This window comes from Pedobacter sp., from assembly GCF_965279535.1.
Taxonomy (GTDB): domain Bacteria; phylum Bacteroidota; class Bacteroidia; order Sphingobacteriales; family Sphingobacteriaceae; genus Pedobacter.
The window spans coordinates 3,548,542-3,568,022 of sequence record NZ_OZ257244.1; the positions used below are offsets into that span (position 1 = coordinate 3,548,542).

General features: G+C 38.7%; 18 protein-coding genes. 16 read left to right on the forward strand and 2 right to left on the reverse strand.

Annotated elements, in window-relative coordinates:
* Positions 1 to 122 precede the first annotated feature (122 nt).
* Positions 123 to 1,325 (forward strand): NAD(P)/FAD-dependent oxidoreductase, encoded by a 1,203-nt coding sequence (locus ACQY77_RS14435; RefSeq protein ID WP_421941456.1) that lies wholly within the window; start codon positions 123 to 125, stop codon positions 1,323 to 1,325.
* Here ACQY77_RS14435 and ACQY77_RS14440 read toward each other — a convergent pair whose 3' ends face one another.
* On the reverse strand, positions 1,326 to 2,021 hold the full coding sequence (locus ACQY77_RS14440; RefSeq protein WP_421941455.1) for a DUF4397 domain-containing protein: 696 nt from the start codon (positions 2,019 to 2,021) through the stop codon (positions 1,326 to 1,328).
* Between the two features lie 686 nt (positions 2,022 to 2,707).
* On the opposite strand from ACQY77_RS14440, the gene ACQY77_RS14445 reads away from it, so the two are divergent.
* From ACQY77_RS14445 to ACQY77_RS14510, 14 genes are all read left to right on the forward strand, one after another.
* Complete coding sequence (locus ACQY77_RS14445; RefSeq protein ID WP_421941454.1) at positions 2,708 to 3,409, forward strand: GNAT family N-acetyltransferase; 702 nt, start codon at positions 2,708 to 2,710, stop codon at positions 3,407 to 3,409.
* A 1-nt stretch (position 3,410) separates the two neighbouring features.
* Entirely contained in the window at positions 3,411 to 4,604 is a 1,194-nt protein-coding gene (gene argG / locus ACQY77_RS14450; RefSeq protein ID WP_421941453.1) for an argininosuccinate synthase, read from the forward strand.
* 131 nt (positions 4,605 to 4,735) lie between these two features.
* Positions 4,736 to 5,719, forward strand: a complete 984-nt coding sequence (argC, locus tag ACQY77_RS14455; RefSeq protein ID WP_421941452.1) for an N-acetyl-gamma-glutamyl-phosphate reductase — start codon at positions 4,736 to 4,738, stop codon at positions 5,717 to 5,719.
* A 32-nt stretch (positions 5,720 to 5,751) separates the two neighbouring features.
* Complete coding sequence (locus ACQY77_RS14460) at positions 5,752 to 6,129, forward strand: four helix bundle protein (protein ID WP_421941451.1); 378 nt, start codon at positions 5,752 to 5,754, stop codon at positions 6,127 to 6,129.
* A gap of 28 nt (positions 6,130 to 6,157) precedes the next feature.
* Positions 6,158 to 7,288: an aspartate aminotransferase family protein gene (locus ACQY77_RS14465; RefSeq protein ID WP_421941450.1), complete on the forward strand. Its 1,131-nt coding sequence runs from the start codon at positions 6,158 to 6,160 to the stop codon at positions 7,286 to 7,288.
* A gap of 145 nt (positions 7,289 to 7,433) precedes the next feature.
* Positions 7,434 to 8,405, forward strand: coding sequence for an acetylornithine carbamoyltransferase (locus ACQY77_RS14470; RefSeq protein WP_421941449.1), 972 nt, complete (start codon positions 7,434 to 7,436; stop codon positions 8,403 to 8,405).
* Positions 8,406 to 8,499: 94 nt separating this feature from the next.
* Entirely contained in the window at positions 8,500 to 9,288 is a 789-nt protein-coding gene (gene argB, locus ACQY77_RS14475) for an acetylglutamate kinase (RefSeq protein WP_421942378.1), read from the forward strand.
* A gap of 211 nt (positions 9,289 to 9,499) precedes the next feature.
* Positions 9,500 to 10,312: a pyrroline-5-carboxylate reductase gene (proC, locus tag ACQY77_RS14480; protein WP_421941448.1), complete on the forward strand. Its 813-nt coding sequence runs from the start codon at positions 9,500 to 9,502 to the stop codon at positions 10,310 to 10,312.
* Positions 10,313 to 10,413: 101 nt separating this feature from the next.
* Positions 10,414 to 11,481 carry a M20 family metallo-hydrolase gene (locus tag ACQY77_RS14485; RefSeq protein WP_421941447.1) on the forward strand — a complete coding sequence of 356 codons (1,068 nt, stop codon included), beginning with the start codon at positions 10,414 to 10,416 and terminating at the stop codon, positions 11,479 to 11,481.
* A gap of 24 nt (positions 11,482 to 11,505) precedes the next feature.
* A complete protein-coding gene (locus ACQY77_RS14490; protein WP_421941446.1) occupies positions 11,506 to 11,874 on the forward strand; it encodes a four helix bundle protein in 369 nt (122 codons plus the stop codon).
* Positions 11,875 to 11,893: 19 nt separating this feature from the next.
* Entirely contained in the window at positions 11,894 to 13,225 is a 1,332-nt protein-coding gene (gene argH, locus ACQY77_RS14495) for an argininosuccinate lyase (protein WP_421941445.1), read from the forward strand.
* A 21-nt stretch (positions 13,226 to 13,246) separates the two neighbouring features.
* On the forward strand, positions 13,247 to 13,435 hold the full coding sequence (locus ACQY77_RS14500) for a hypothetical protein (protein WP_421941444.1): 189 nt from the start codon (positions 13,247 to 13,249) through the stop codon (positions 13,433 to 13,435).
* A gap of 30 nt (positions 13,436 to 13,465) precedes the next feature.
* A complete protein-coding gene (locus ACQY77_RS14505) occupies positions 13,466 to 13,726 on the forward strand; it encodes a type II toxin-antitoxin system RelE/ParE family toxin (RefSeq protein ID WP_421941443.1) in 261 nt (86 codons plus the stop codon).
* Between the two features lie 32 nt (positions 13,727 to 13,758).
* The gene (locus ACQY77_RS14510; protein ID WP_421941442.1) at positions 13,759 to 15,012 is read left to right on the forward strand and encodes a pyridoxal phosphate-dependent aminotransferase; all 1,254 of its coding nucleotides are present in this window, start codon (positions 13,759 to 13,761) and stop codon (positions 15,010 to 15,012) included.
* A 237-nt stretch (positions 15,013 to 15,249) separates the two neighbouring features.
* Here the strand turns inward: ACQY77_RS14510 and ACQY77_RS14515 are convergent, their stop codons facing one another.
* Positions 15,250 to 16,830 (reverse strand): peptide chain release factor 3, encoded by a 1,581-nt coding sequence (locus ACQY77_RS14515; protein ID WP_421941441.1) that lies wholly within the window; start codon positions 16,828 to 16,830, stop codon positions 15,250 to 15,252.
* 366 nt (positions 16,831 to 17,196) lie between these two features.
* On the opposite strand from ACQY77_RS14515, the gene ACQY77_RS14520 reads away from it, so the two are divergent.
* The gene (locus ACQY77_RS14520) at positions 17,197 to 19,467 is read left to right on the forward strand and encodes a helix-turn-helix domain-containing protein (protein ID WP_421941440.1); all 2,271 of its coding nucleotides are present in this window, start codon (positions 17,197 to 17,199) and stop codon (positions 19,465 to 19,467) included.
* The last annotated feature ends 14 nt before the right edge of the window (positions 19,468 to 19,481 follow it).

Here is a 19,481-nt window from a genome sequence, read left to right on the forward strand (position 1 = left end):
ATCCAAATTATTTTTAATTAATCTAAATAGTAATACATCCTGGTGGTAATTTTGTTGAACTTATACCGGATAATAAAACTAAAACGGTTAATCTCTGTTAGATTGAAACAAAGGAATTAAAGATGAACATTCGCTCTAATAAGCCATACTGGCTGGTAAAAAATGGTCTTTTAAATGCTTATCCTTCTTTACACCAGGATCTGGAAACAGAAGTGCTGATTGTGGGTAGCGGTATAACGGGGTCATTAATGGCACATGCCTGTTTGCAGCATGGTTATAAAACCGTTTTGATAGATAAACGCGAAGTTGTAAACGGAAGTTCTTCTGCAACTACTTCTATGTTACAATATGAAATTGATGTGCCCTTATATCAGCTGATTAAACAAATTGGCGAAGTGGGTGCTGTTGCAGCCTACAAGGGTTGCAGAGATGCGATTTATAAATTAGAAGATATTGTAAAGGAAATTAATTCTAATGCCGGCTTTGAGCGAAAGCAATCTGTTTATTTTGCCTCTGATAAAAAAGATTTAAAATGGTTAAAACAGGAATGCGAACTTAGAAATCAATATGGTTTCAAAGTTACCTGGCTTGAACCTGAAGAACTCCAGTCAACTTATGGTCTTGATGCCTATGGCGCCATACTTTCTGATGATGGTGCCAGTGTTGATGCTTTTAAACTCGCTCACGATTTGCTCCATTTCAATGCAGACAAAGGATTGCAGGTATTTGATAAAAATGAGCTGATTAAAGTGAAGTATCAGGAAAACCATGTCATTGCAACACTTGATACCGGTGCAAAAATTAAAGCGCAAAAAATAATTTACTGCACAGGATATGAAACTCAGTCCATGCTGCCCAAAAAGGTTGTGAACTTAAAAAGTACTTATGCAATGGTTAGCGAAAGAAATGATGTACTACCTGCGCGATTGGAAAATACTTTGTTCTGGAACACGGATGCTCCTTATGCTTATATCAGAACCACAGCAGATAAAAGGTTACTGATAGGAGGGGCGGATGAAAATTTTAAAAATGCGGTAAAGCGAGACCTGCTTTTAGATAAAAAGACAGCTAAACTTCTTAAAACGGTAAAGAAACTGTTTCCCGATATTAACTATTTAGCAGATTTTAGCTGGTGCGGTACTTTTGGAGAGACAAAAGATGGATTGCCTTATATTGGTAGCCATCCCAAGTTTCCCAATAGTTATTTTGTATTGGGATTTGGGGGTAACGGCATTACCTTCTCAGTACTAGGCATGGACCTGGTTATGGGCATGATGGAAGGCAATCCAAATTTATTGTCTCACTATTTCAGATTTGACCGGTAGTTATTTGATTAAAACCGCCTGAAGGTTTACCGGGCGTTGACTATCATCTGCAGGCGTAACTAAACCACCATAAATAATATCGTAATGGTAACCTGCAATGAAAGTGAAGCCTGTTAATGATGCCTTTACAGTGCCAGAAGCAGTTTCTTTTGCATCTAATACGTATGAGCCTGCGTCTACCTGTGTGAATGCGGTAGCAGTTTTATAAGCTTTATTCGTAAAGAGTGCGGTAGTTGTGCCGTTTTTAATCAGGTCCATTGCCGGAGCATCGGGAGAGAGATTAATAAACCTGATATAGGCTTTGTCTGTTGCAGATATACTTAAATCATCGGTAAGGGCTAATCCGTCTAATGAACCGCTTTTATTGATTAAATAAAAAGACTGATATACATTAGGAGATAGGGTAACGCTTTTTGTAAACAGGCTTTCTGATGAACTGGCGGTGGTAAATTTCAAACTGTAGGATCCCGCTTCACGTGCTGTATAAGCTACCGATCCGGCATAAGGTAAAGCCGCCGAATTAATTACACTTCCATTTAAATATACATTGTAGGTAGCCAGGGTTGGAGAAGCATTAACAGTTCTTAAATAAGAAATAGTGGTGCTTACCTCGTCCTTTTTGCAGGCACTAATGGCAATAAAGCAGGTTAAAATTAAAGCCAGGAATTTAAAACTTTTTAGTGTAGATTTTTTCATAATTAGGGATTTGAAGGTTAAAATGTATCTAATCTGGAAACCTAAATAGCTGATGGTTTCGGATGCAAATATTAGTTTTATATAGCAATTGATAATGTTAAATGTTGTTAATAGATGTTAAAAATGGCTTTAGCCTGATGAAAAATGAGATGAATCTGAAGTATGTCAATGGTGATTATCCAGGAGGTAGTTTTAATTAATATTAAGTTAAAACGACTATATTATTTTTGTGTACGCTAATTTATAAACAGATGAAGAGGATTTCGAACGGGGATTGAGTTGCACCGCAATTGCGGTCAGCAGGGCTTACCGTAGTTAATTTTGGAAAGGTGCTGCAGTTGTAGTGTATTTTTTATGTCTTTTATTCACATAAAAGTTGTAAAAAAGTTAAAAAATATTGTGTAACTCAATTATTATTTAAACCTTTGCACCTCAATAGAGTTAAAGCCGTTTTAATACGCTAGAAATGATTAAAAATTTTTTACATAAACATTCTGTTTCAGCAACATCACCTGTTGTTGAGAAAAGTGCGTTTATTAATCGTTACGAAGCCGTATTTCACTACCCCATGAGCCGGCAAAATTTTACTCCACGCATTTAGTACCCTATACTAAGCGATACGAGGAATTGATCCTCTCTAAAAACCCAATTAACAAGAATACTTTTATTTTTTCGTTAGAAATTTAATGAATATTAACGAATTTATTGTACAGGTTGCACTCCCTGAACATCGTGTATTTGCTGAACAGATTGTAACCGAGATGGCAGAATCTGCAAAAGCGCGCGGCACTGGCATCGCAAAGCGTTCGCCAGAATATGTAGCCAATAAGATGCAAGAAGGCAAAGCTGTAATTGCGTTCCATGTAGACGGTACCTGGGCAGGATTCTGCTATATCGAAACCTGGAGCCATGGCCAGTTTGTGGCCAATTCGGGCCTCATTGTGTCGCCAGAATTCCGTAAGGCTGGTCTTGCACACGCCATCAAAGAAAAGATTTTCGAACTCTCGAGAACATTATATCCTAAAGCCAAAATTTTTGGTTTAACCACTGGTTTGGCTGTAATGAAAATTAATTCGGATTTAGGTTACGAACCCGTAACCTATTCAGAATTAACGCAGGATGAAGAGTTTTGGAAAGGTTGCCAAAGCTGTGTAAACTTCGAAATTTTGAAGATGAAGGAGCGTAAGAACTGTATGTGTACAGCTATGCTTTACGATCCGGCCACTCAAAAACATGAGGCTGCAAAGAAATTTGCTGAAGAACTGCAAAAGAAACCCAAATTATATGAGCGTTTTATGCGCATTAAGCAACGCTTAGTAGTGAAGCCTAAACCAAAATCTGGATTAAAGGCCCTTTTATTTTTATTTACATTCTTATTTAATAAATAGCATGAAGAAAAAAGTTGTTTTAGCTTTTAGCGGAGGTTTAGATACCTCATTTTGTTGTATTTACCTGGCTCAGGACCGCGGTCTTGAAGTTCACTCGGTAATTGTAAATACTGGTGGCTTTTCTGACGAAGAATTAAAGGAAATCGAGAAAAGAGCTTACGCTTTAGGTGTTGTTTCTCATGCTGTTGTTGATGAAACTGAAGATTACTACGAAGATTGTATTAAGTATTTAATTTTTGGTAATGTGCTTAAGAATGCAACTTATCCTCTATCGGTAAGTGCAGAACGTGTAAGCCAGGCTACCGCCATTGCCAACTACGTGAAGAAAATCGGTGCTGATTACGTAGCTCATGGAAGTACCGGAGCAGGTAACGATCAGGTTCGTTTCGATATGATCTTTAATATCCTTATTCCGGAGGTAGAAATCATTACCCCAATCAGAGATTTGAAATTATCGCGCGAAGCGGAAATAGAATATTTAAAGGAGCATGGTGTTGAGTACAGTGCGGAAAAAGCACAATACTCAATTAACAAAGGTTTGTGGGGTACATCTGTAGGCGGTAAAGAAACTTTAACTTCTCATGATACTTTACCTGAAAGCGCCTGGCCAACTCAGGTTACTGAAACGGCTTCGCGTAAAATCGAATTAACATTCGAAAAAGGAGAGTTGGTGGCGATTGATGGTGAAAAATTAGCACCAGTAAGGGCGATCCAAAAATTACAAGCCATTGCGCAACCTTTTGGTATTGGTAGAGATATCCACGTTGGTGATACCATTATCGGTATTAAAGGCCGTGTAGGTTTTGAAGCTGCCGGACCAATTATCATCATTAAAGCGCACCATACTTTAGAGAAACACACTTTAACAAAATGGCAGTTGAGCTGGAAAGAACAATTATCTTCTTTCTATGGCAACTGGCTACATGAAGGTCAATTCCACGATCCAATTATGCGGAATATCGAGGCATTTTTAAGCGATACACAAAAAGTAGTAAGCGGTAAAGTGTTTGTAGAATTGTTGCCTTATCGTTTCCAGATTATCGGAATTGAATCTAACCACGATTTAATGAGCAATAAATTTGGCAGCTACGGCGAAATGAACAACGCCTGGTCTGGTGAAGACGTTAAAGGTTTCTCTAAAATCTTCGGTAACCAGGTAATGATTTGGCATAAAGTTAACGGAGAAGAAGCTTAAAAAGTCCGAAAGATAGGAAATCCGAAAGCCAATCTCTCTAACAATGTCATCCTGAGCTTGTCGAAGGACAATTAATAAAATATGATAGAGATCCTTTCAAAAGAAAATTGTTTAAGCCATTACATAAAAAAATGAATAAGATTAAAGCAGGAATTATTGGAGGTGCAGGTTATACCGGAGGCGAAATGTTACGTATTTTGGTTAATCACCCTAATGTTGAAATCGCTTTTGTAAACAGTACAAGTAATGCTGGAAATTTAATTTCTGATGTACACACTGATTTAATTGGTGATACCGATTTAAGATTTACAAGTGATATTCCTCAAGATATTGATGTGTTATTTTTATGTGTTGGACACGGTGATGCCAAGAAGTTTCTGGTTGCTAATCCAATTAATGATAATATCAAAATCATTGATTTATCTCAAGATTTTAGGTTAAATCGTAATTCCTCAATCAAGGATCGTCAATTCGTTTACGGGCTTCCTGAATTAAACAGAGATAACATAAAATCAGCTAATAATATTGCCAATCCTGGTTGTTTCGCAACCTGTATTCAACTTGGATTACTGCCTTTAGCAGCAAAGGGACTGATTAATAATGAAGTTCATATTAATGCCACCACCGGCTCAACCGGTGCTGGGCAAAGCTTGTCTACTACTTCGCATTTTAGCTGGAGAAATAATAATCTTTCGGTATACAAGGCTTTTGAACACCAACATTTGAATGAAATTGGCGAGAGCTTGGTGCAGTTACAACCTGAATTATCTGCGCCTTTGAGTTTTATCCCTCAGCGTGGTGCTTTTACCAGAGGGATTCTGGCAGCAATGTACTTAGATAGCGATTTAACGCTGGAAGAGGCTCAGGATATTTACGAACAGTATTACAATGCGCATCCCTTTACGCATGTAAGCCGGAAAAACATCGATTTAAAACAGGTGGTTAACACCAATAAAGCCTTAATTCATATTGAAAAGCACGATGGTAAGTTATTTATCATCAGTATTATCGATAACCTTTTAAAAGGAGCCAGCGGACAAGCTGTTCAAAATATGAACCTGATGTTTGGCCTTGATGAAACGGCGGGATTGAGGTTGAAGGCAGCTCATTTTTAAGTGATAAGTAGTAAGTTTTAAGTAATAAGTGTATGCAAAATTTTAAAGAATTAAAAGTGTGGGAAAAAGCACACCAAGCTACACTTAGTATTTACAAGGCCAGTGCTACCTTTCCAAAAGAAGAGACCTATAGCTTAACTAACCAATTGCGGCGTGCTGCGGCATCGATACCAGCTAATATTGCTGAAGGCTGTGGTAAAAATACTCAAGCAGATTTAGCCAATTTTTTAAATATGTCTTTAGGTTCTGCGAATGAGACGGAGTATTTTTTGATTTTATCCAAAGACCTATCGTACCTAACTGAAGATCAGTTTTTAAATTTATCAAGTAGTATTAATGAAGTTAAAGCAATGCTAATTAGTTTAATTAGCAAGGTACGTACTAAACCGGCACCCAGACTTATAACTTAAAACGTACAACTTAAAACTAATTAATAACATGCAACTATTCGACGTTTACCCCCTTAACGATATAGAAATAACAAAAGCATCAGGCAGTAATGTTTGGGATGCTAATGATCAAAAATATTTAGATTTATATGGTGGTCATGCCGTAATTTCTATTGGTCACACCCATCCGCATTATGTAAATCGACTTACTGAGCAATTAAGTAAAGTTGGTTTTTACTCTAATTCGGTAAAAATTCCTTTGCAGGTTCAGCTGGCAGAAAAGCTGGGAGAAGTTTCTGGCAAAAAGGATTATCAATTGTTTCTTTGTAACTCAGGCGCCGAGGCGAATGAGAATGCTTTGAAACTCGCTTCTTTTTACAATGGCAGAAAGAAAGTGGTGGCATTTACAGGTGCTTTCCACGGGCGTACTTCTTTGGCTGTTGCAGTAACCGATAACCCGAAAATTGTAGCACCGGTTAACCAAACCGAAAATGTTATTTTCTTGCCTCATAACAATGAAGTGGCTCTAGAAGAAACATTCAAAGCACAGGGAAATGAGATTGCTGCGGTCATAATTGAAGGCATTCAAGGAGTTGGTGGAATTAAAGAAGCTTCAAAAAGTTTCTTGCAAAAAATCCGTTCGCTTTGTGATGAGTACAATGCGGTTTATATTGCTGATAGCGTTCAGTGTGGTTATGGCCGTACCGGAATGTTTTACTCGCACGATTATGCTGGCGTAGAAGCCGATGTATACACCATGGCAAAAGGAATGGGTAACGGATTTCCTGTAGCGGGAATTTCGATTGCACCTAAATTTAAGCCTTGGCATGGCGAACTTGGTACTACATTTGGTGGTAACCATTTGGCTTGTGCTGCAGCTTTAGCGGTATTGGAAATCATGGATCAGGATAACCTGATGAAAAATGCCGAAGAGGTTGGAAACTACCTGATCGAAGCGTTAAAGCAATTTGAACAGGTTATAGAGGTGCGCGGGCGCGGCTTGATGATCGGTATTGAACTGCCGGCAGCGTTAGCGCATGTTAAAAAGGAATTGCTGTTTACACACCACATTTTTACTGGTGAAGCAAAACCAAATGTAATCCGTTTATTGCCAGCATTAAATTTAACTAAGGCGCATGCAGATGAGTTTTTAGGTGCTTTCGAGAAATTAGTGAAGTAATAAATTTTTCGATACAAAATAATGAACTTAAGGCAAAGCTAATTGGCTTGCTGAAATGTTTAAGAAATAATTGACAGGGATTTCAGGCTGTTTTTGCATTTGCAGGAAACTTCAGCCTTAGAATTTAGTCTTTAACCATTAAAAAATGAAACTTTTCACTTCCGTACATGATGTACCAAGCATCAAACAATTTGTAACAGATGCCTTAGCACTGAAGGCAAATCCTTATGCACACCAGGATTTAGGGAAAAATAAAACCCTCGGATTGGTATTTATGAACCCGAGTTTGCGTACCCGTTTAAGTACTCAAAAAGCAGCTCTAAACTTAGGGATGAACGTGATGGTGATGAATTTGGATAAAGAAGGTTGGGCATTAGAAACGCAAGATGGCGTGGTAATGAATGGAACTACGGTAGAGCATATCCGTGAGGCTGCAGCTGTTATGGGGCAATATTGCGATATCTTAGGCTTGCGCTCATTCCCGAAACTAAACAATCGTGAGGAAGACTACAGTGAAGATTTCTTCAACAAGTTTGTGAAGTACTGCGCGGTTCCGGTAGTGAGTTTAGAAAGTGCAACCCGTCATCCATTACAAAGTTTTGCTGATATTATTACCATTCACGAAACCTGGACTAAGAAGCCAGATGGTACAAAGCCAAAAGTTGTTTTGGCCTGGGCACCGCACGTTAAGGCATTGCCACAAGCTGTTCCGAATTCTTTTGCCGAGTGGATGTGTAAAGCACAAACTGAAGGAATGATCGATTTCGTAATTGCACAGCCAGAAGGATATGAGCTTTCGGAAGACTTTACCCCTGGAGCAAAAATCGAATATAACCTGGAAGAAGCATTGGCTGGTGCAGATTATGTATACGTGAAAAACTGGAGCAGTTATAAAGAGTACGGTAAAGTTTTAACTTATCCTGATGGATGGATGATGAACAACGATAAATTGAAATTTACAAATGATGCGAAGGTGATGCACTGCTTGCCTGTTCGTCGCGATTTGGAGCTTTCATCAGAAATTTTAGACGGACCAAACTCATTGGTTATTCATGAAGCTGGAAACCGCTTATGGGCTGCTCAGGCAGTAATAAAAGCGATGCTGGAAGAACTTTAATGTTATTCAAATTAAATATGTTTGGGTTATGAGTTGCGCCGGATGATTTAAGACAGCGACTTACAACTTATACCCCATAACTTACAACTCTATGATGGAAAAACTGACCATTGTTAAAATTGGCGGAAATGTAATTGATAATTCGGAGAACCTTCACCGGTTTTTGGAAGATTTTACAGCTTTACCCGGAAATAAAATTCTGGTTCATGGTGGTGGAAAAATTGCTACTGAATTAAGTGAGTCGTTAGGCATAGAAGCCAAAATGGTTGAAGGCCGGCGGATTACCGATATTGAAACACTGCGCATTGTAACCATGGTTTATGCAGGCCTGATTAATAAAAATATGGTTGCTCAATTGCAAGCCAAGGGCAGTAATGCCATTGGTTTAACTGGCGCAGATGGAAATGTGATTAAAGCCAGCAAACGGACTGGGACAGCTATAGATTATGGCTTTGTGGGCGATTTGAATGAAGATTCTGTTTCTACCACAACTTTAGATGCATTACTTAAGGCAGGCTTATTACCTGTATTGTGTGCCATTACACATGATGGCGATTCACAGCTGCTCAATACGAATGCGGATACCATTGCCTCCTCAGTTGCAGTAGCCATGTCTGGCCTATATGACACCCAATTGGTGTATTGTTTTGAGAAAAAAGGTGTGCTGAGAGATGTGAACAGTGACGACTCTGTAGTAAGGGAAATTAAAGCAGAAGCGTTTGAAGGATTAAAAGCTGATGGTACTGTGGCAGGAGGAATGATTCCGAAATTACACAATGCTTTTGAAGCCATTAAAAAGGGTGTTGCAGCAGTTTATATTGGCAAGGCCGATGAATTAAACGAACTGGCAACCGGTACTTTTGGTACTAAAATGCTGAAATAGGTTTAGGGTACAAGGAAGATCATTATGCCGTCTTTGCTTCATAAACCTGATAGAAGCGGAAAGCTTTTATTTGTCAGGGAATAACGGGGAATAAAACTTGAAGCGGATAGCAGGGCTACAGGAACTTAGTAGTACAGGCATTGCTTTTCATGTGTAGATAAAACAGAATGAAATTTTAGCAATTAACAACGAGTATAACCAAATTAGAATCATGACAAAAAAAATAGCCATTATAGGAAGTGGAAACATAGGCCTGTCTTTAGCAAAGGGATTGGTTAAAGCTGATTTTGCTCAGGCAGGAGATATTACCCTTACCCGTAGAAATATTGATCATTTACAATCATTTGCAGCTGCTGGTTTTAAGGTGAGTAACCAAAATAAACAAGCTGTTATGGATGCCGAAGTCGTTATTCTGGCCGTTTTACCTCAACAGTTAAACACTGTGTTAGATGAAATTAAACCTGTAATTGATCCGGCTAAACATTTGGTGATCTCTGTAATTTCTGGAGTGAGCTGTGCAGCAGTTCGTGAAAAATTAGGGGATACTGTGGAAGTTATCCGGGTTATGCCGAATACAGCTATTGCCATAGGCCAATCTATGACTTGTATGGCAAGCGACAATGCTTCTGCTCAAAACATTGCAGATGTAACCCGTATGTTTGAAACTGTAGGCTCGGTTGTTAAAATTAACGAAGATTTAATGACCTCGGCAACAGCTTTATGCGCCTGTGGTATTGCTTTCTTTTTAAGAGCCATCAGGGCAGCCTCTCAGGGAGGGGTTGAAATTGGTTTCCATGCAGATGAGGCTTTGAAAATGGCTGTTCAAACGGCAAAAGGGGCTGCAGATTTGCTTTTATTACACGGAACCCACCCAGAATCAGAAATAGATAAGGTAACTTCGCCGAAAGGTTGTACCATTGCCGGTTTAAATGAAATGGAACACAATGGTTTTAGCTCTTCGCTGATTAAAGGAATTAAGCTTTCCGCATTAAAAGCAGGAAATCTGTATACCAAGGAAGGATAAAAAGTCTGAAATCATAGGACAATGAAAGCAAAAGGTAGAAAAGTTGAAGATGGATTTGCTTTATACAGCCGGCTGATACTTGTTACCAACTACTTGATACTATGTTACTACAAAATATACAAAAAGAAAGCCTAGATTTATTGAGGCAACTCATCAGAATTCAATCTTTCAGTAAGGAAGAAGATAGAACGGCTAATTTAATAGCACAGTTTCTGGAAGAAAGGGGAGTGAAAACGCATCGGAAGATGAACAATGTTTGGGCCTACAATAAACATTTCGATGCAAGTAAGCCTACATTGCTTTTGAATTCGCACCACGATACCGTTAAACCAAACTCAGGCTATACCCGCGATCCTTATGATGCTGCAATTGAAGGCGATAAGTTATTCGGATTGGGCAGTAATGATGCCGGTGGTTGTTTGGTGTCTTTAATCGGAACCTTCCTTTATTTTTATGAGGCAGATCACTTAAAATATAATATCTGTTTAGCCGCAACAGCTGAAGAAGAAATATCGGGAAATAATGGACTGGAACTGGTTCTGCCAGATTTGGGCGAGCTGGAATTCGGAATTGTAGGCGAACCAACCGAAATGAATTTAGCCATTGCAGAACGGGGATTGTTGGTGTTAGATTGTGTATCTCATGGAAAAGCAGGTCATGCAGCGAGAGAAGAGGGCGAAAATGCAATCTACAAGGCTTTAAAAGACATTGAGTGGTTTAGAAATTATCAGTTTCCAAAGGTTTCAGAGGTTTTCGGGCCTTTGAAAATGACTGTAACCATCATTAATGCAGGCTCTCAGCACAACGTCGTTCCAGCCAATTGTACCTTTACGGTAGATGTCAGGGTAACCGATGCCTATACTAATGAAGAGGTTTTGGAAATTATCCGCGCCAACGTAGATTGTGATGTTACGCCAAGATCGATCCGTTTGAAACCTTCATCTATAGATAAAAATCATCCGGTGGTACTGGCTGGTGTAGCTTTGGGCAGAAGTACTTACGGCTCACCAACTACATCAGATCAGGCTTTATTAAATATTCCATCTGTTAAGGTTGGCCCAGGCTTTTCAGGTCGTTCGCATATGGCCGACGAGTTTTTATATGTGAGAGAAGTAGCAGAAGGTGTTGAGGGGTATGTGAATATGTTGAAACCGGTGGTGGGATTTTAGATTGTAGATTGACGAATTACGAATATGAATAGCGAGATTTTAAAACAACGAACCAAAGCTTATTCAGTTTCGATTGGTCAACTCATCATCAATCTTCCATATAACATAATTAATAAGAACTATTCAAATCAATTGGTGAGATGTTCTAGTTCTGTTGGAGCAAATTATAGAGCTGCATGTCGAGCGAAATCTACTGCTGATTTTATTAATAAATTAAAAATTGTAGAAGAAGAACTCGATGAGAGCATGTTTTTTTTGGAGCTGCTTGCAGAATTTAATCCTGAAAAAAAAGATTTAATATTGCGAAATTGGAAAGAGGGAAATGAATTACTTTCTATTGTTGTCGCATCAATAATAACTTTGCGACGGAACGATCAAAATCGTAAATCGTAAATCAAAAATCGTAAATCAAATGAAAATTTGGCAAAAAAATATCGATGTAAATCAGTTTGTAGAAAACTTTACGGTAGGTAAAGATCGTGAACTGGACTTACAAATGGCAAAATTTGATGTATTGGGCTCTCTGGCGCATACACAAATGTTAGAAACCATTAATCTGCTTACTGCTGAAGAACTGAAAGTGGTTCAGCAAGAGTTGAAAAATATTTATGCGGAGATAGAAGCCGGTAATTTTACCATTGAAAATAGCGTGGAAGATGTTCACTCTCAGGTAGAATGGCTTTTAACACAGCGAATCGGTGAAGCAGGTAAGAAAATCCACAGCGGGCGTTCACGTAATGATCAGGTATTGGTAGACTTAAAGTTGTTTTTCAGGTCTTGCATTGAAGACATGGTAATGCAAACCACAACTTTATTTAATCAGCTTATCGAGCTAAGCAATACCCATAAGGATAAGTTAATGCCTGGTTATACGCATTTACAAATTGCCATGCCATCTTCATTCGGATTATGGTTCGGTGCTTATGCGGAAAGCCTTGCAGACGATATGGAACTCATGCTGGCCGCATGGAAAATAACCAATAAGAATCCACTGGGTTCTGCAGCAGGCTACGGATCATCCTTCCCGCTAAACAGAACGTTAACCACCCAACTGCTCGGTTTCGAAAGCCTGAATTACAACGTAGTTTATGCACAAATGGGTAGGGGTAAGACAGAGCGAATTTTAGCCCAGGCCATGTCTGCAGTTGCAGCAACGCTGGCTAAAATGGCAATGGATGTATGCTTATTCATTAATCAGAATTTTGGTTTTATCAGCTTCCCTGCTGAATTAACAACCGGTTCGAGTATTATGCCGCATAAAAAGAATCCCGATGTTTTTGAATTAATCCGTTCACGTTGCAATAAAATACAGGCGCTGCCAAACGAAATTGCCATGATGATTACGAATTTACCTTCAGGTTATCACCGTGACTTGCAGTTGCTGAAAGAAAACCTTTTTCCAGCGATTACCTCTTTAAATGAATGCCTGGAAATTGCCACTTTTATGTTTCAGAACATTACCATTAAGGATGATATTTTAAAGGATAAAAAATACGACTACCTTTTCAGTGTAGAAGTAGTTAATGATCTGGCCTTGCAGGGGGTTCCTTTCAGAGAAGCATACAAAATTGTAGGTGAGCAGATTGAAACCGGTACTTTTGCACCATCAAGCGAAATACACCATACGCATGAAGGAAGTATTGGCAACCTTTGCAACGACGAGATTCAGGCCGGAATGCAAGAAGTGCTAAGCCAGTTTGGTTTCGAAAAAGTGAATAAAGCGATAGAAGATTTAGTTAAGTAAAATTTTGCTAATTTTGTAATTATGACAACTTTAACAATAGAAATCGAAGATAAGGATGCTGGATTCGTAAAAGAATTGCTTAGCAAAATTGGTGCTAAAGTTAAAGCTGATCCAACAAGTCAGATTACTTCAGAAATTGCCCAAGCATTAAAGGAAATCAAAGAAATGCAGCAGGGTAAGCGCAAGCCTTTAAGCTTGAAGGATATTTAATGAATAATAGCATTATTTATTCTGCTGTGTTTGTTCGAAGATCTTTATGAACTTGAGCAAAACCTTCTGGACAATCCTCTACAAGGAAACGATTTAGGTGCAGGTCTTTATAAAATTAGACTTGCAGTTAAAAGTAAAGGGAAAGGTAAGAGCGGTGGTTTCAGAATAATAACCTATCTAGTTTCAAATGATCCTGAAGGGACAGTTATTAATATGCTGACCATTTATGACAAATCTGAAGAGAGCAACATTAATATTAAGGAACTTCAAAAAATAATTAAAGCATTATAAATTTGCTGATTTTCAGCATTCAAAATACAACTATGAAAGTTTCAGTACTTGCCAACTCATTAATTGGCTCAGAGATTATAAAAATCGGTAATGAAGTGAATGAAATGAAACGCAAGGGGGCAACCATTGCGAATTTGACCATTGGCGATTTTGATTCGAATATTTATCCAATTCCAACAGCTTTAAAGGCTGGTATTGTAGAGGCATATAATCAAAATCAAACCAATTATCCGCCAGCAGATGGTATTTTGCCTTTGCGCGATACCGTTGTTCAGGTATTGAAAGAACGTTATAACCTGGAATATAAAAACAACGAAATTTTAGTTGCAGGAGGTTCCCGTCCATTGATTTATGCTACTTATCTGGCATTAATTGATCCGGGTGATACCGTAGTTTTTCCTGCACCGTCATGGAATAACAATCATTACAGTCACTTAACATCGGCTAATGTGATTGCAGTTGATACCGATGCAGAACATAATTTTATGCCTACTGCGGCGCAGTTGAAGCCACATTTAAAAGGTGCAACTTTACTGGCCCTGTGTTCGCCATTGAACCCAACCGGTACCATGTTTACAGCTGAATCTTTAGCAGAAATCTGTGATGCGGTTTTAGAAGAAAATAAATCGCGTGGGGCAGATGAAAAGCCGTTGTACATGATGTACGATCAGATTTATTCGTTGCTTACGTTCGGTGTAGAACATGTAAATCCGGTTAGCTTACGTCCGGAAATGCGCGATTATACTGTATTCGTTGATGGAAGTTCTAAATGTTTAGCAGCAACAGGAGTGAGAGTGGGCTGGGGTTTTGGTCCTGCAGCAATTATCGATAAAATGAAAGCCCTTGTTGGCCATATGGGAGCCTGGTCGCCTAAGGCAGAACAGGTAGCAATGTCTAAATATTTTGCAGATAACGCCGAATTAGATAGTTTCTTAACCAGCTTCAAAGCGAAAATTCAAGATAGCTTATCAGCCCTTTATGAAGGTTTTCAGTCGCTTAAAGCTGAAGGTTTCGCAGTTGATGCAGTGGAGCCTATGGGTGCTATTTATTTAACGATTAAAATCGATTATATTGGCAAAACCACTCCTGAAGGACAAGTTTTAAAGGATAGCGCAGATGTAAACTTCTACCTGATTAAAGAAGCTGGAGTAGCTTTGGTTCCGTTCTCCGCTTTTGGTAATGAAGACAGTATGCCTTGGTTCAGGGCTTCTGTAGGCGCCTGTACTTTACAGGATATTATAGATATGATGCCAAGAATAAAAGTGGCACTCGAGAAATTGAAATAGAATTTTTTAAAAAACCTCTTCATTTGAAGAGGTTTTTTTCGTTTATAGTTTTGCTTGCGCAATCAGACGCCTAAATCCGAAGCAGGCTGGCACACACTTATTGCAACTGTTAATAAAGGAATAAGTAAATGCTACAGCCTAAAAGTGAATAGCAAAGCGTAATGGTAAACATAGGAAGGATCTCTCTGGTTTCTAATTTTCATTCAAAACTCAATCAATCTCTCATTCAATCACTAATTATTTAAACTCACTGGTTTTAAAGAACTCAATATCAGGATAATCCTGTTTGGTAAGGTTGATCATATAATCGTTATCCGCTAAATAAACTGGATTTCCTTCTTTATCTGTCCCGATATGGGCTTGTTTGCGTTTTACAAATTCGTCCAGCTTTTTACGATCAGTAGAATTTACCCAGCTCGAGCGACTGTAACTCAAAGTCCTGAAGCGGCATTTCGCGCCATATTCATGCTCCAAACGGAAATTAATTACTTCAAACTGAAGTTCCCCCACAGCTCCAATCACTTTTCTGTTTCCGGGTTGCATAACAAAGAGTTGCGCTACACCCTCATCGGTTAATTGCTCAATGCCTTTTTCCAATTGCTTGGTGCGCATCGGATCCATGTTTTCTACTTCCTTAAAAATAGAAGGAGAGAAGCTCGGAATGCCTTTAAACTGCAGTTTTTCACCTTCAGTTAAAGTATCACCAATTTTAAAGTTTCCACTATCATACAAACCCACAACATCACCTGGCCATGCTTCTTCCACAATGCTTTTCTCGTTGGCCATGAAATCCATGGGGTTGCTAAATTTCAGTTTTTTATCCTGACGGGTGTGGTAATAGAATTTATTACGCTCAAATTTGCCCGAGCAAATCCGCAGGAAAGCAATTCGGTCACGGTGTTTCGGATCGAGGTTAGCATGGATTTTAAATACAAAACCGGTAAAGTTTTTTTCTTCCACCAATACGTCGCGTTCTTCTGCCTCACGATGTTTCGGACTAGGTGCAATGTCGATAAAAGTATCAAGTAATTCCTTGATTCCGAAGTTGTTAATTGCACTTCCAAAAAATACAGGTGCAACCAAACCTTCTTTATATAAACTTAAGTCAAGATCTCCATAAACACCATTTACCAGTTCTGCATCATCTTTCAATGTTTGAACTTCGGTATCTTTAAGGTAATCGAGCAAAGCACTGTCATCCAGGTTATTTACTGCAACAACCGATTCAGTAACCTTACTTTTATCAGAGTTGAATAGATTTAAGTGTTTGTTATAAATGCTGTAAACACCTTTAAAAGTGTGTCCCTGACCTATTGGCCAGGATAGGGGACAAAGGCTGATGGATAGTTTTTCTTCTATCTCATCCAAAAGATCGAAAGCATCTTTACCTTCACGGTCCATTTTATTAACAAAAATAATTACCGGAGTATTTCGCATCCTGCAAACAGACATTAATTTTTCTGTTTGTTCCTCAACCCCCTTTACACAATCCACCACCAAAACTACGCTATCCACAGCAGATAAGGTTCTGTAGGTATCTTCAGCAAAATCTTTGTGACCAGGCGTATCCAAAATGTTAATGCGCTTACCACTGTATTCAAATCCCATAACAGAAGTGGCTACCGAGATTCCCCTTTGGCGTTCAATCTCCATAAAATCTGAAGTATTACTTTGGTTGGCTTTATTTCTTTTTACCGCACCAGCAGTATTAATCGCACCACCAAAAAGCAGGAATTTTTCTGTTAAAGTAGTTTTTCCCGCATCGGGGTGACTAATAATGGCAAAGGTTTTACGTTTTTCTATTTCAGGGTTAAGCATAATAAAATTAGGATATAAAGGATGATGAAACCTGGTTAAAGGAATTTAACAGCGATAAGATATTGGTATTGTTGTTTCATCAGGCCGCAAAGATAAGAAAAAGCATGGTTATTTGTTGCATTGTATTCAGTATCAAGTATTGAGCTTTAAGGCGTTTAACAGTAAATATTGTCTCTTCCTGATACGCACTTTACCTGGTGTACTGTTTTGTCAAATTCAGATTAGGTCCGCTCCTGATATATTAACAACTTAACCAATGACTAATGAACTTTATTACAATATTCTCTTAAATCATACCTATTTTTGTGCTAAAATGTTTAGCTTTAACTATCCCTTCAGAATAAGCAAACCTAAATTTTATTGTAGATGCCAATTTTAGAAGAAACTTCTATGCCCGCTGAGATCGCGGCAAAATTTGTTAATTATACCTCCAAGCATGTTTTTTTGACAGGTAAAGCTGGTACGGGTAAAACCACATTTTTACGTAAACTGATTAAGCTCACGCATAAGAAGACATTGATTTGTGCGCCAACCGGCATAGCGGCTATCAATGCTTCAGGGACAACCATACACTCACTTTTTCAGCTTCCTTTTGGTGCATTTTTTCCTGATGCTGCGGCAACCTTAATCAATGAAAATATCACTTTCAACTTCAATACGCCTAAAACACTGGTAAAACATCTAAACATGCAGGGTAATAAACGTCGCATGTTACAGGAGCTGGAGTTGCTGGTAATTGATGAGGTTAGTATGCTTCGTGCAGATATGCTGGATGCCATTGATTTTGCTTTAAGATATGTTCGCAGGAATAGAAATGTGCCTTTTGGAGGGGTTCAGCTACTTTTTATTGGTGATTTACACCAGCTCCCACCTGTAGTAAAGAATGATGAATGGCGGATTATGGCCAGATTTTACAAAAGTATCTTCTTTTTCGATGCCCTGGCCCTGCAAAATAACGCACCGGTTTATATAGAACTGGATAAAATCTATCGGCAGGATGATGCCGTTTTTATTGATTTGCTGAATAACCTTCGAAATAATAAAATCACGGCAGAAGATACCGCGTTGTTGCAGCAGCATTTTAAAAGGGATTTTAAACCTGCTGCGGATGAAAATTATATCACGCTTACAACGCACAACAATAAAGCCGATGGAATTAACCGCGAGCGGCTTACCCAGCTACAAACCAAATCCTATTTTTTTGAAGCTAAGGTTCAGGGTGAATTTAATGAATACGCCTATCCAAATGATAAAAACCTGGAACTGAAAGTTGGTGCTCAGGTGATGTTCATTAAGAACGATATGACGGCTGAAAAAAGATATTACAATGGTAAAATCGGTATAATCCACTATATTGAGAAAGACCTGATCGAGGTTGAATTGCCAGAAGATAAATTGGTGATTCAGATTTCTCCCTACACCTGGGAAAATGTAAAGTACAAGCTGGATGAGGCCACTAATGAGATTCAGGAAAATGTGGCCGGCTCTTTCACCCAATATCCGATTAAACTGGCCTGGGCCATTACAGTACATAAAAGTCAGGGACTAACCTTTGATAAAGCCATTATTGACGTTGGCGATGCTTTTGCTGCGGGGCAGGCTTATGTAGCCTTGTCGCGTTTGCGCTCTTTGAAAGGTTTGGTGTTAACATCACAACTTCGGGACAGCGGATTGCAGCAGGATCAGAATGTGCATTATTTTTCGCAAAGCAAGCAACCATCGGAGGTTTTAACCGCCCAGATTAGTATAGAAAGTATTGAATTTATAAAGGGATATCTGTTTGCGGCTTTCGATTTAAATATTGTGCGTTATTACCTTAAGGAACATACTCAAACTTTCGATAAAAGTGAGGGTAAATCGGCCAAACAACGTCATGAAGAATGGACAATGAATCTTTATGCCGATTTCCAGAAAATTACGGCAACGGCAGATACTTTTATCAATCAGCTTAAAAATCTTTTCACTCAGCAGCATGATCATGCTTTAGACAATGTGCTCATTAGGGTAGAGGCGGCACTAAAGTATTTTAATCCGCTGATTAAAGAAATTTCAGACCGGTTTTTGGAGCAGATCGAAGCGATAAAAGAGGAAAAGCAGATCAAAACCTATCTTACCGAATTACTCGAATTAGAGATTTTGGTTTATGAGCAATTGAAGAAAATCCACAAGGGAAAAGCATTGCTTAAAGCATTAATAGAAGGAAAAGAGTTTAATAAGGCGGATACAGATGCATTGCTGAATGAGGCTGAGCGGAGCAAACAACTTCAAAAAGCAATTCAGTTGAAAGGAACCACTTTAAAAGTTAAATCACCAACTGAGAAAAAGAAAAAAGAACCAAAGGCTGACACCAAACTCATCACTTTCGATTTATATAATCAGGGAAAGGATCTGGCTGAAATAGCCAAAGAGCGAGGGCTATCAGTTGGTACAATAGAAACACATCTGGCTTACTACGTTTCTACTCAACAGTTAGACGTAGCCAAGCTGGTTAAAGCCAATAAGATCAAAAACATCAGTAACGCAGTAGAAAGCCAGAAAACAAAGTCGATGGCCACTATTAGAGATTTTTTAGGTAAAGATTATTCTTTTGGTGAGATTAAGCTGGTATTGGCCTCTATGTTTCCAAGTGAAGAGTAGGGAAGAATCCATAA